The organism is Lacisediminihabitans profunda, assembly GCF_008040105.1.
Lineage (GTDB): Bacteria > Actinomycetota > Actinomycetes > Actinomycetales > Microbacteriaceae > Lacisediminihabitans > Lacisediminihabitans profunda.
The window spans coordinates 39,512-52,228 of the sequence record NZ_VRMG01000009.1; the positions used below are offsets into that span (position 1 = coordinate 39,512).

The following is a 12,717-nucleotide window of genomic DNA, read 5'->3' on the forward strand; positions in this document are numbered from 1 at the left end:
TTGCGCCACGCGGGGATCAGCGACGCCCGCGGATCAGCGGCGCCGACCTCGCACGAAGTAGGCGATCGGCCCGAAGAAGTTCACCGCGATGATCGCCGCCCACACGCCCTTGCGGCCGTTGACGAGCCTGGCCGGTCGTCTGGCCAGATCCGTCCAGGCCGCGACGGCGAGCGCGAGTTCCGCGACGGCCGCCGCCACCACCGCCCTCTGCTGTCCCGTGCTCAGGTCACTCCAGTTGCGTGTCTTCATTGCTCCCTCTCCCTTCTTCGGATTCTCGCATCCGCTACGGCGATCCCGCCCGGGCCTTAGGGCCCGTGCCTCACTTTGCTGCCTAAAATCAGCTATGACTTCCCACGACGCCCTCGAGATCGAACGGAAGTACGACGTCACGGAGGCGACCCCGCTTCCCGAACTGCACACCATTTCCGGCGTTCGACGCGTCGACCAGCCGGTGGAGCACACGCTCGAGGCCGTGTACTTCGACACCGACGACCTCACCCTCGCCGCCAACCACATCACCCTGCGCAGGCGCACCGGCGGCGACGACGCGGGCTGGCACCTCAAGCTCCCGCAGTCGGGCGACACGCGCCGGGAGCTGCACGAGCCACTCGGTGTCGACCGCCACCGGGTTCCGGAGGCCCTGCTCAGGCGCGTGCGGGTACACCTCCGGGACCGCGCACTCACCCCTGTCGTGAGGCTGCACACCCGCCGCATCGTGCGCGGGCTGCGCGGCGATTCCGGCCAGGTGCTCGCGGTCTTCTGCGACGACCACGTCACCTCCGAGCGGCTCGTCCCCGCCAGCGCCGCCGAGAGCTGGCGCGAGTGGGAGATGGAGCTCGTGGAGGGCGGCGCGACGGTGCTCGACGCCGCGGAGTCGCTGTTCGCCGCGGCCGGCATCCGCCGCTCGCCGTCGGCGTCCAAGCTCGCCCGGTCCCTCGGCGACCGGCTGCCCCCGCAGCGTGCCACCCCGCAGTGGATAACCGACCGGAAGACCGCCGCCCACGCGCTGCTGAGTTACCTGGACGAGCACGTCCACGCGCTCATCGCCCAGGACCCGCTCGTGCGCGAGGGCGGGCCGGATGCTGTGCACGATCTGCGGATCGCCATCCGCCGGCTGCGCTCCGCGCTCGCGACCTATCGTCTGCTCATCGACCCGGACGTCGCCGCGCGGCTGCGGGCCGAGTTGCAGTGGCTCGGTGCGGCGCTGGGAACCTCTCGCGACATCCAGGTGATCAATGCGCGACTGGACACCCTGGTCGGGGACGAGGCTCCAGCACTAGTTCTCGGACCGGTGAGGAACCGGATCGATGACCAGCTCGGCGAGGACTTCGCGGCCGCCCGGCACCGCGGTCTCGAGGCGCTGGACTCGACCAGGTACTTCGATCTGCTCGACGCGTTCGACGCCCTCCTGGCCTCCCCGCCGCTCACCGACCTGGCCGGGCGGTCCGCGGAACGGGTGATTCCGCGCCTGATCGAGCGCGAGTCGCGGCGGCTTCGTCGGGCCGCACGCGCGGTTCGCGCGGTGACGGATGCCGGGCGGCGCGCGGTCGCCCTGCACGAGGTGCGCAAGTCCGCCAAGCGCCTGCGCTACGCGGCCGAGCTGGCGCGGTCGGTGCGACGCAAACCGGCCGACCGGCTCGCCGCCGCGGCGGAGAACCTGCAGACGATACTGGGCGACCACCAGGACAGTGTCGTCGCGCGCGACACGCTCCTGCGGCTGAGCACCCAGGCCTACCTGCAGGGGGAGAACGGGTTCAGCTACGGGCGCCTGCACGCCATCGAGGAGCAGCGCGCCGCTGCGGCCGAGGCGCAGTTCCGCAAGGCCTGGAAGCAATTCCCGACGGGGCTCGCGAAGGACTGACCGTCCACCGAGCGAGCGTCAGGCCGCCTTTGACGAGCGCGCGCGGTGGCTCTCCACCCCGGTCGAGACCGCCCGGGTGATTCGCCGGGCCAGTCGGTGGGATGGGCGCTCGACTGCCCAGTGGAACCCCCACGCCGTGAGCAGCGCCGCCGGCACGGTGACCATCGCAACGAGCCACCAGCGGTCGTCGCCGAGCAGGAAGGTGAGGGTGGCGAGGATCGGCATGTGCACGAGATAGAGGCTGAACGAGACCCGGCCGAGCCACTGGGAGGGGCGGGACTCGAGCGCCGACCGCACCGGCCGCACGCCGATCGCGGCGAGAACGAATCCCGCGGCACCGAGCACCGAGAGCTGGCTGAGCAGAGTGTCGGCGACCGAACCGCCCGGAACGAGCGGCCGAAGGAGCGAGTGGCCGACGATCAGCAGCAGTGAGCCGACGACGAGCGCCGCCCCCCACCGGCCGGAGTGCGGGCGAAGCAGGCGGCGCTTCGTCCACTCCCGGATGGCATCCAGTCGAACCGCCATGATCGTGCCGATGAAGAACACCGGGAGGTAGTGGAAGGCGTCGATGCCCGAGACCACACCGACCGTGCTGACGACGAAGGCGGCCGCGATCGCGATCGCCCAGTGGCGGCGCACCACGATGGCGAGGGCGACGAAGAGGGGCAGCAGCACCGAGAAGACGAGTTCCCAGCGGAGAGACCACAGGACATTGTTCACGCCGTAGGAGTCGCGGGTGAGGCTCGCCTCGTCGAGCAGGGTGCCCCAGCTGATCGAGGTCGCCTGGGAATTGTCCATCCACGTTCCCGCGGTGACCGCGGACTGGTCACGGGGAATCATCCAGACCAGCACGGTTCCGATGGCGATGGAGACCCAGACCGGAATGTACAGGCGCGCGAGGCGCCCGCTGAGGAATCCGGCCCAGGTGAAGCCCTTCGAGCCGAGGGCCGGCAGCGCGACGACGAGCCCACTCAGCACGAAGAAGACCAGCACGGCCTCCGACCCGGCGCTGAACAGCTTGAGGGGTGTCTGCGAGATCCACCAGATGGGGCTTCCCACCCCGGATCCGCCCGCCTTCAGCAGCACTGGCTCCGCGACGAGGTACAGGTGGTAGAGCACCACAACCATCGCGGCAACACCGCGGAGACCGTCGAGAGCGGTGAGGCGAGTGCTCGATCCCGCGCCTTTCGCGGGGGTCGCAGTGGCCTGTCGTTCGCTCGTCGTCTGTAGGGTCATCAGTTCGAGGCTAGGAAACCTTCCTGAGTGTTGCGTCTGTGTACCGTGGCAATCCCCGGCTGACTAGGCTGGGACGATGGCAAATCGGGTGGCCACCTCCGCGGCGCGAGGGGCGAAGAACAATCGGCTGTTTCGGGCGCTCGCCCGTCTGGGCTACGCCGTCAACGGGCTCCTCCACATTCTCATCGGGGCGATCGCGATCAGCGTCGCGACCGGTGCCGGGGGCGGCCAGGCCGACCAGTCCGGAGCCCTGGGGCAACTCGCCGCAACCCCCGGCGGGCGCATTCTGCTCTGGGTGGTCGTGGTCGGCCTGGCCGCCCTCGGCCTCTGGCAGTTGGTGGTCGGACTGCTCGCCCGCGGGTCTGACCCGAAGAGCCGGTGGGCGCACCGTGCTGCCGAGTGGGGAAAGGGGATCGCCTATCTCGCGGTCGCCGCAACGGCGCTCACCTTCGCCAACGGCGGATCCACGAATGCCGCCCAGAGCACGAGCGGCTTCGCCGGCACGCTCATCGCGACCCCGGGCGGCGTCATCGTTCTGATCCTGCTCGGACTCGGCATCGCCGGCATCGGCCTGTACTTCGTGCTCAAGGGGGCCAGGAGAAAGTTCACCGACGACATCACCGTGCCGCCGACCGCGGGTCGGGTGGTCGTCGTCCTCGGCGTGGTGGGATATGTCGCCAAGGGCATCGCGCTCGTGGTGACCGGCGCGGTCTTCGTCATTGCGGGAGTCACGATCGATCCCAGCAAGGCGACCGGCCTGGACGGGGCGCTCAAGGCGCTCGTGGCACTGCCGTACGGCCCGGCCATCCTCTGGCTGGTGGGCGCTGGGCTCGTCGCCTACGGTCTGTACTGCTTTGCGCGAGCCAGGCTCGCCCGTCTCTGATCGTGTCGGCTACCCGAAGTGCGCGCTCGTGAGGGCGGCCTGCAGCGAGGAGAGGTAGCCGACCGAGGTGTAGGTGGCACCGCTGACCCCCGCCACGCGCGCCGACTGGGATGCGAGCACCTCGGATCGTAGAATCGGCGCGGCGTACTGGCTGATCTGCACCGAGGTCGAGCCCGCGTCGGTGAGCTTGAGCGCCTGCACGTCGGTGATTCGCCCGCCCGCGATCGTCACGGCGACCCGCACCGTGCCGTACGGCGTCTGGACCAGAGAACCGGGGAAGGTGCCGGCGGCCGCGACGGGAGGGGGTGCCGGCGCCGGGGCGACCGGCGGGGCTACCGGCGGCGGAACGGGGCTCGGCGTGGCGGTGGGGGTAGGGGTTGCCGTGGGTGTCGGCGAGGGGCTCGGCGTGGCCGTCGCCTCGACCGGGGCGGGGATGCTCTCCACGGGAGTCGGCGACGCCGAGCGGAGGGTGACGGTCGGCGTCGGGGTGGCCGCCGCCGATGCCGGGTGGAGGGCCGCGTCATGCCACGCGCCCGACTCCCAGCCGGCCACGAGGATGCACCCCGAGGCGAAGACCGCCGCTACCACCGCACGTGCTCTCATTGCTGCTGCGCCGTCCTCCCCGGTGGTGTTCTCCCATTCTGCGCCGCGATCCTCGCCGGGCGAGCACCCGAGGCGTGGGTGTGTCGCGGCCGGCGTTCCCGCCGAGCGATCAGAGCGGCTTCGGCGCCCTCGGCGGATTCGGGTGCACGATGCCGTCCCGGGGCGCCGGCAGGGTCGAGCCGTCGAGGGTGACGAGCGCGTGCAGGGTCACGCCGAGCGGCTCCGGCCAGGGGGCGGGGGCGACCTTGACGGGAGGGGGAGCGGGCGGCGTCGGCTGCACTATCGTGCTTCCGAACTCGGGCGGCGCCGGCCGCGAGAGCGTCGGCCGCACTCGGTGGGCGAGCGACGGGGCGTGGTCCACTCGGGGCACCCCGAACGGCGGGAGCCCGAGCAGGTCCACGATGGTCTTCGGGATCGAGGCGTGCGAATGCCACTCCGGGTCGATGCCCTGCTCGACCATGCCTCCGAAGATGATCAGCGGGATTCGCGACCCGCCGATCACCGCGAACCCGCCGGGGTGCAGCGCATCCGGCACCGTCTCGATCGCCGGTGTCGGCACGGAGTCGGCGTACCCGCCCCAGTCGTCCCAGGTGATGATGAACGTGGTGTTCTGCCAGCCGCCCCCGTCGATCACGGCCTGCACGCGCTGCCAGACGAGGTCCTGGCCCCTGGTGGCGTAGCTCGGGTCGCTCACGTGCGGCGGATGCTCGTCATAGCCCGCTGGGCTCCAGACGACGCAGACCCGCGGCAGTTCGCCCGCCTTCGCCATCGGGATGAAGTCCTTCGGCGGGTACACGTTGGCCGATCCCGGGGTGGTCGAGAGGCTCTTGTAGAACTTGGTGGGGTAGCCGCCCTGGTCGGGGAACGCCGCCCAGCTGACATGGCCGGACTCGGCGACGGTGAAGATCGACGGGATGTCCCAGACCGGATGCGGCCCGACGAATGGGGGGTTCTTGAGGGTGGGCATCTGGCCGCCGACGGCGAGCATGTGCCCGGGGGTGGAGTTGGACCCGGATCCGAAGTGGTGGTCCGAGAAGGTGAACTGCTTGGCCAGCCAGCTGTAGAACGGGATCACGGTGTCGTTGTCGACCTGGGCCGCCAGGGCCGGATAGTCGCCCATCGCGTAGTGCACCCACGCGTTGCGATCGTGCGGCTGGTCGAAGTTCGGCGCCGCGCTCAACAGCCGGCCGTTGTTCGCGACTTCGGCCCCCCATTCGGCGAGTGTGGGGAAGTAGAAGTCGGTGGTCTTGTTCTCCTGGAGGAACACGATCACCCGATGATCCGGTATGGCGGCCATGCTTCAAGCCAAGCACCATGGCCGGTGCACGACAAGATCCACCGGGTGAACATCGCGTTGCGCCGGACGATGACCCCCGAACGGGGGCGTAGGGTGGCTCGGGTGTTCTTCGGCAACGCCGCCGGAGACGAAGAGCAGGAGTGTCATTCGCATGAGCGCCACCACTGAGATCCCCGTCACCGACCACGCCGTGCACGCCCGTCCATCGTTTGCCGATCCCGGGGCTCTGGGCCTGGGTGCATTCGCCCTTACCACCTTCGTGCTCAGCCTCGCCAACTCCGGCATCGTGCCCACCGCGGGAGCCGCCGTGCTCGGGATCGCGCTGTTCTACGGAGGAATAGCCCAACTCGCCGCCGGGATGTGGGAATTCGCAAGCGGCAACACGTTCGGCGCGACCGCCTTCACGTCGTACGGCGCGTTCTGGCTCGCTTTCTGGTGGCTGGAGACCAACCCGGCCGCCGCGAAGGAGGCCGGTGCCGCCGGCGTCGGCAGCTTCCTGCTGGCCTGGACGATCTTCACCGTGCTGATGACGGTCGCCGCCCTCAAGACCAACGGTGTGATCCTTGCGGTGTTCGTCGCGCTCTCGCTCACGTTCCTCGCCCTCACCATCGGCGAGTTCTCCGGCGCGGTGGGCGTCAGCCGGCTCGGCGGCTGGATCGGGTTCCTCACCGCCGCGTTCGCCTGGTACGGCTCCTGTGCCGTCGTCGTGAACTCCACCTGGAAGCGCACGGTGCTCCCCGTCTGGCCGCGGGGGTAGTCCAACCCGCGTCGAGGCCTTCTCACCGACTGCCGCGAGGACCAGACTGGGCGCATGGATTCCCCCGAGGTCAACCAGCACAGCGCCAGGGTCGCGGCCCTCTTCAACCGGGTGGCGGACACCTACGATGCCGTCGGCGTGCCGTGGTTCGTACCGATCGCCGAACGACTGGTGGAGGAGGTCGCCCCCCGACCCGGAGAGCGCGCCCTCGACCTCGGCACCGGGCGCGGCGCGGCCCTCTGGCCCCTCGCCGACGCGGTCGGCCCGACCGGTCGGTTGACCGGGGTCGATCTGGCGGAGCGGATGATCGAGGCGACGCGGCAGGACGCGGCGGAACGCGGGATCGACACCCTGACTCTCGTCGTCGACGACGCGAGCGGCCCCACGCTGCCGGAGGCCTCCTTCGATCTGGCTGTCGCCTCCCTCGTTCTCTTCTTCCTCCCCGATCCGCCTGCCGCCCTCGCCGCCTGGCTGCGCCTGCTCGTGCCGGGCGGGCGGCTCGGGGTCTCGACCTTCGGCGCCCGGGACGCGGCGTGGGAGCGGCTCGACGACGTCTTCACCCCGTACCTCCCGCCCCAGCTTCTCGACGCCCGCACCAGCGGGGCGCGCGGCCCGTTCGCGAGCGACGCCGGCGTGGAGCGGCTGTTCGCCGACGCTGGCTTCGTCGATGTGCGCACCGCCCACCTCGAGCAGGCCGTGCGGTTCTCCGGCGCCGAGGAATGGCGTCGCTGGACCTGGTCGCACGGCCAGCGCACCCACTGGGAGTCCGTGCCGGAGGAGATGCGCGCCGAGGTGCTCGAAGAGGCGGCCGAGCGGCTGTCGACGGCCCCGGCCGACGGCGGCGGCTTCTCCCTCAGCCAGCAGGTGCGCTACACGATCGGGGTGCGACCGACGGCGGACTGACCCCGGTCAGGACTCCGGCTGGGCGCTGTTCTGGGCGCTGCTCTGGGTGATGCGCGCGGAGTGACTTGCCGCAGTCCGGGCCATCCGGACGGGAAGAGGGCACGGACGGCCGGAACTCGTCGCCGCCCTATTCGCGGTCGGCGGAGGCCTCTGGCGCGAGGTCCAGCGGGGCGGCCGCCTGCGGCGCCGTCGGAAGCAGCCCGAGCGCCGCCTTGATGCGGTCTTCGTCGCCCTCGTCGGCCTTCGCCGCGGCGAGGTTCGCCTCGGTCACGGCCCGCAGCACCTCTTCGCGCTGGATCTTGACGCCCCGGGGCGCATCGATGCCGATCCGGATGCCGTCACCCCGACTGTCGAGGATGGTGATGACGATGTCGTCGCCAATGAGGATGCGCTCCCCGGCCTTACGCGTCAGCACCAGCATCAGGTCAGCCTACCGAACCACTTTCCACCCAGCCGACCTGGAGACCAAGCTCGTTGACCGTGTTGGGACTGGAGGTGGCCCCGCGGCCGATCACGGCCACCGCATCTACGTGGCTGATCGCGGCCACGGCGGCCACCCAGCGACCGGTATCCGCCGGCTTCCGGCCCGCATCCACCGCCACCCAGACCTGGTCGCCCTGCAGAAACTCGAGCGCGTCCGCCCCGGCCTCATCCAGCCCGACCCGCTGCAAGCCGAGCGCCACGATGATGCCGAACTGGTCGCGCACGCCCTGGGCGCGGGCGGCGAGCACCCCGCGACGATCGCTCAGCCGCTTCACCCCGTCCGACGAGCATTCACCGGCCACCCGCAGCTCGGACGCGCCGGAGGCGAGGGACATCTCGCGGGCGATGGTCAGCGCATCGCTGCCCAGACCCACCACGATCACGAGGTCGCCCGGCGCCGAAAGAGGGGCCTGCAGTCGGGGGGCCCTCGCCGTGGCGATCGGCAGGTCCGGCGGCGGGGGTGCCGTGTTGAGCGTGAGATCGGCCATCAGCGTGTCGAAGTTCTCCGACGACGTCGACACATCCGGCAGAGTGTCGGCGGACCGGATGTGCGCCTCGACGCTGTCCGCATCGTCGAGCAGCGCCGCGAGGCCCGCCCGGGTCGGCAGGTCGAAGGCGTGCACGTCCCGCGCCGTGCCATCCGGCACGTCCACCTCGATCTGGAATCGACGCTGCGCGAAGAAGCCCTGGATGCCGCCCGTCGTCACCGCGCGCACCGCCACGACCTGGGCGTGCGGGCCGTGCTCCTGGAGCACCCGCGCGTTCAGCTCGTCGAGCGACGTGCCCTCAAGCTGAAATCGATTCGGTGACACGCACCACTCCCACCGTCTCGATGTTCACGTTGGCCGAGGTGACCTCCTGGTACGACAGCACCGGCAGGCCGCCGGTCTGCGCGGAGACCAGGCGCCGGATGGCCGGACGCAGCGCGGGCGCGCAGACCAGCACACCGGAGGAACCGCTCGCTTCGAGCCGCGCCACCACCTCCTTGGTGGAGTTGAGCACGGCCTCGAGTCCGGCCTGGTCCATGACGATCTGGGTCCCGAGCTCCGAAGGCCGCATCGCCTCGAGCATCGACTGCTCCAGCATCGGGTCGATCATGATCACCCGCAGAGTCTGGCCGTCGAGGTGGCTGACGGTGAGGGCCGGGCCGAGTGCGAAGCGGGCGGCCTCGATCAGCCCCTCCGGATCCGTCGACGCCTTCGCGCGCAGCGAGAGGGCCTCGTAGATCCTGGGGAGGTCGTTGATCGGAACCTGCTCCGTGAGCAGGCCCTGCAGAACCCGCTGCACCTCGGCGAGACTGAGCAGGCCGGGCACGAGCTCGTCGACCGCCGACGGGTTCACCTCCCTGACGCCCTCGGTGAGCACACGAACGTCTTCCCGGGTGAGTAGGCGGGCCGCGTTGTTCGTGATGATCGAGGAGAGGTGCGTGACGACGACGGACACGCGGTCGATCACCGTGGCGCCGCTCATCTCGGCGCTGTGCCGCATCTCGCTCGGCACCCACTTTCCGGCGAGCCCGAAGACCGGTTCGATCGTGACCGCGCCCGGCAGTCCTTCGAGGGCGTCGCCGAGGGCGAGCACCTTTCCGGCCGGCGCCGTGCCTCGGCCCGCCTCGACACCGGCGATCCTGATCACGTAGGTTGCCGGCGGCAGCTCGACACTGTCCCGCGTGCGCACCGGCGGAACCACGATGCCCAGGTCCATGGCGATCTTGCGACGCAGTGACCGCACCCGGGCCAGGAGGTCGTCCGAGGCGTCGGAGACGATGTCAACGAGATCCGGTGCGAGCAGGATCTCGAGAGCGTGAACGCGCATCTGCTCGATGAGCGACTCGGTGGTCACCACCTGGGAGGAGTCGGCCTGGCCGGCGGCCGCGCTCTCGAGGGTGAGCTTGGCCTCTTCGCGCACCTTGATGCGCTGGGCCAGGAGCAGCAGGCTCGCCCCGATCACCACGAACGGGATGATCGGCATGCCGGGGATGAGCGCCATGAGGATGGCGGCGCAGCCGGCGATCATGAGCGCGTTGCGCGACTGGGTGAGCTGGGCGGCTGCCGTGGACCCGATGTCCGATTCGGCGTTCGCGCGGGTGACGATCATGCCGGTGGACACCGCCATGAGCAGCGCGGGAATCTGGGTGACGAGGCCGTCGCCGATGGTGAGGAGCGTGTATTTGGCCACCGCGTCGCCGATGGAGAGGCCGCCCTGCAGCATCCCGATCGCGATCCCGCCGACGATGTTGATGATGATGATGATGATTCCGGCGATCGCGTCGCCCTTGACGAACTTGGACGCGCCATCCATCGCGCCGTAGAAGTCCGCCTCGGCCGACACCTCCGCGCGCCGCTCGCGGGCCTGGGTGTCGGTGATGAGTCCGGCGTTGAGGTCGGCGTCGATCGCCATCTGCTTGCCCGGCATGGCGTCGAGCGTGAACCTCGCGCCCACCTCCGCCACGCGCTCCGCGCCCTTGGTGACCACCACGAACTGGATCACCACGAGGATGAGGAAGATCACGGCGCCGATGATGATCGAGCCGCCGACCGCGACGTGGCCGAACGCGCCGATCACCTCTCCGGCATAGCCCTGGCCGAGCACGAGCCGAGTGGATGCCACGTTGAGGCCGAGCCGGAACAGGGTGGCCACGAGAAGCAGGGACGGGAAGACCGAGAAGTCCAGCGGCTTCTTCACGAACATCGTCGTGAGCAGCGTGACGAGCGCGAGCATGATGTTGAGGATGATGAGCACGTCGAGCACGACGGCGGGCACCGGCACGACGAGCAGCAGGATGATGCCGACGACCCCCACCGGAACGGCGAGCTTGGAGAGATTGCGGTTCACGTCAGTGGCCTCCTGCGGTCATGGTGAGTTCAGGCATCTGGTGCACCCCGCGGCTCGAGCCGCGCGTGCGAAGGGAGAGCACGAACGCGAGAACTCGGGCGACGGCGTTGTAGAGCTCCACGGGGATCTCGTCGCCGAGGTCGCAGGCGGCGTGCAGGGCCCGCGCGAGCGGGATGTCCTTGACGATCGGCACGCGATCGGTCTCCGCCTGCTCGCGGATGCGGGCGGCGATCATCCCGGCACCCTTCGCGACGACGCGGGGCGCCGACTTGCCCGGCTCGTACTTGAGGGCCACGGCGAAGTGCGTGGGGTTGACGAGCACGACGTCCGAGGTGGCGACGGCGGCGATCATCCGGTTGCGGCTGATCGCGAGCTGGCGCGCGCGGCGCTGCCCCTTGATCAGCGGGTCGCCCTCCGAGCTCTTGTTCTCGTCGCGCACTTCCTTCTTGGTCATGCGGGTTCTCTTGCGGTTGCGACGCATCACCACGAAAACGTCGGCGGCGGCGAGGATGAGCCCGGCGGCCACCGCAGACTGCACGAGGGCGCCCGTGCCGTCGCCGGCAGCCTTGATGAGCGCGCTGGCCGGCAGTCCGCCGGCCGTCATCAGAATCGGCATGAGGCCCTGGATCACCGTCATGAGCACCACCCCCACGACGACGGTCTTGAGCAGCGCCTTGAACCCGTTCCAGGCCGCCTCGGCGCCGAAGGTGCGCTTGACGCCGCTGAGCAGGTTGAACTGCTCGAACTTGCCGGCCATCTTCTTGAAGTGGATGCCGCCCTGGGCCGCGGCCGCCGCGAGCACCGCCACGGCGACCACCACGAGCATCGGCAGCACGACTCCGGACATCGAACCGAGTCCGGCGCCGAGGGCCTCCAGGACCTTCGTCGGGTCCGGGTTCATCGCGGCATCCTTGACCGCGGCGAACTGCGCGGATGCCGCGTTGGCACCGGCGGACACCGTCGCCGGAATCATCACGGCGGCCGTGCCGACGCCGACCCACGCGGTGAGGTCCTGCGACTTGGAGAGCTGCCCCTTCGAGCGCACCTCCTTCATGCGCTTCTCGGTGGCCTGCTCGGTCTTCTCTCCGACGTCCGACATCTACTTCACCCCCACGAGGGCGCCGATGGCGTCCCCGGTGATGGATTCGACGATGCGCGGCATGGCCGCGAACACGACGGAGCCGAGGGTGAGGGTGATGAGGATCTTGAGCGGGAAGCCGAGGGCGAAGGCGTTGAGCGCCGGGGCGACGCGGGTGAGCAGGCCGAGTCCGGCATCCGCCAGGAAGAGCACGACGATCAGCGGACCGGCGATCTGCAGGGAGGCGAGGAGCATCTGGCCGACGGCCGCAGTCACGGCGGCGAGGGGCGTGGCGAGATTCAGTCCGCCTGCCACCGGCAGAGCGGTGAAGCTGCGGGCGAGGCCGCCGATGATGAGCTGGTAGCCGCCGCTGGTGAAGAGCAGGGCGAGCGCGGTCATCTGGAAGAGCCGGGTGTACTGGGCGCCGTTGATCATCAGCTGGGGGTCGTAGCCCTGGGCGAGCTGGAATCCGCCGAACAGGTCGATGAGGTTGCCGGCGGACTGGATCGCCGAGAAGACGAGCATCACGAGGAATCCGAGGAGCGCCCCGACGACGAGCTCGATGAGCAGGGAGATGATGAACTGGCCGGTGTTCGGCGAGACGTAGTTGCGGGCCACCTGGGGGGCGACGGCGAGCGCGAGGCCGAGGCCGAGCATGCCCTTGATCCGCAGCGGGAAGGCGTTGTGGGAGAACGGCGGCGCGATCACCAGGAACGCGATCATGCGCACCGACGCCAGCATCACTGCCTCGATCCACGGAAAGTTGAGGGTGATCGCCATG

At 70.0% G+C, this 12,717-nt stretch carries 13 protein-coding genes; 4 read left to right on the top strand and 9 right to left on the bottom strand.

Translation table 11 applies throughout. The annotated features are described in order from the left end of the window. Positions 1-33 precede the first annotated feature (33 nt). Entirely contained in the window at positions 34-249 is a 216-nt protein-coding gene (locus tag FVP33_RS13465; protein WP_147784207.1) for a PLDc N-terminal domain-containing protein, read from the bottom strand. Between the two features lie 94 nt (positions 250-343). Here FVP33_RS13465 and FVP33_RS13470 point away from each other — a divergent pair, with 94 nt between their 5' ends. Then, positions 344-1,861: a CYTH and CHAD domain-containing protein gene (locus tag FVP33_RS13470; RefSeq protein ID WP_147784208.1), complete on the top strand. Its 1,518-nt coding sequence runs from the start codon at positions 344-346 to the stop codon at positions 1,859-1,861. Positions 1,862-1,879: 18 nt separating this feature from the next. On the opposite strand, the gene FVP33_RS13475 is transcribed toward FVP33_RS13470, so the two are convergent. Continuing rightward, positions 1,880-3,097: an acyltransferase family protein gene (locus FVP33_RS13475; RefSeq protein WP_147784209.1), complete on the bottom strand. Its 1,218-nt coding sequence runs from the start codon at positions 3,095-3,097 to the stop codon at positions 1,880-1,882. 76 nt (positions 3,098-3,173) lie between these two features. Between FVP33_RS13475 and FVP33_RS13480 the strand changes: the two genes are divergently transcribed. Further along, entirely contained in the window at positions 3,174-3,980 is an 807-nt protein-coding gene (locus FVP33_RS13480) for a DUF1206 domain-containing protein (protein ID WP_147784210.1), read from the top strand. Positions 3,981-3,989: 9 nt separating this feature from the next. Here FVP33_RS13480 and FVP33_RS13485 read toward each other — a convergent pair whose 3' ends face one another. Then, positions 3,990-4,583 carry an FMN-binding protein gene (locus FVP33_RS13485; protein WP_147784211.1) on the bottom strand — a complete coding sequence of 198 codons (594 nt, stop codon included), beginning with the start codon at positions 4,581-4,583 and terminating at the stop codon, positions 3,990-3,992. Between the two features lie 109 nt (positions 4,584-4,692). Further along, complete coding sequence (locus FVP33_RS13490) at positions 4,693-5,880, bottom strand: alkaline phosphatase family protein (RefSeq protein WP_147784212.1); 1,188 nt, start codon at positions 5,878-5,880, stop codon at positions 4,693-4,695. A gap of 151 nt (positions 5,881-6,031) precedes the next feature. Between FVP33_RS13490 and FVP33_RS13495 the strand changes: the two genes are divergently transcribed. Then, complete coding sequence (locus tag FVP33_RS13495) at positions 6,032-6,637, top strand: acetate uptake transporter (RefSeq protein WP_147784213.1); 606 nt, start codon at positions 6,032-6,034, stop codon at positions 6,635-6,637. A 54-nt stretch (positions 6,638-6,691) separates the two neighbouring features. Continuing rightward, positions 6,692-7,540, top strand: a complete 849-nt coding sequence (locus FVP33_RS13500) for a class I SAM-dependent methyltransferase (protein WP_147784214.1) — start codon at positions 6,692-6,694, stop codon at positions 7,538-7,540. 127 nt (positions 7,541-7,667) lie between these two features. Here the strand turns inward: FVP33_RS13500 and csrA are convergent, their stop codons facing one another. From csrA to FVP33_RS13525, 5 genes are read right to left on the bottom strand one after another with little or no spacing between them, the layout of a single operon-like run. Next, the gene (gene csrA, locus FVP33_RS13505) at positions 7,668-7,961 is read right to left on the bottom strand and encodes a carbon storage regulator CsrA (protein WP_147784215.1); all 294 of its coding nucleotides are present in this window, start codon (positions 7,959-7,961) and stop codon (positions 7,668-7,670) included. Positions 7,962-7,965: 4 nt separating this feature from the next. Continuing rightward, positions 7,966-8,835 carry a hypothetical protein gene (locus FVP33_RS13510; RefSeq protein WP_147784216.1) on the bottom strand — a complete coding sequence of 290 codons (870 nt, stop codon included), beginning with the start codon at positions 8,833-8,835 and terminating at the stop codon, positions 7,966-7,968. Continuing rightward, entirely contained in the window at positions 8,810-10,858 is a 2,049-nt protein-coding gene (locus FVP33_RS13515) for a flagellar biosynthesis protein FlhA (protein ID WP_147784217.1), read from the bottom strand. The genes FVP33_RS13510 and FVP33_RS13515 overlap by 26 nt, the downstream gene beginning before the upstream one ends. A 1-nt stretch (position 10,859) precedes the next feature. After that, positions 10,860-11,957, bottom strand: a complete 1,098-nt coding sequence (locus FVP33_RS13520) for an EscU/YscU/HrcU family type III secretion system export apparatus switch protein (RefSeq protein ID WP_147784218.1) — start codon at positions 11,955-11,957, stop codon at positions 10,860-10,862. Further along, positions 11,958-12,716 carry a flagellar biosynthetic protein FliR gene (locus tag FVP33_RS13525; RefSeq protein ID WP_147784219.1) on the bottom strand — a complete coding sequence of 253 codons (759 nt, stop codon included), beginning with the start codon at positions 12,714-12,716 and terminating at the stop codon, positions 11,958-11,960. Between the last annotated feature and the right edge of the window lies 1 nt (position 12,717).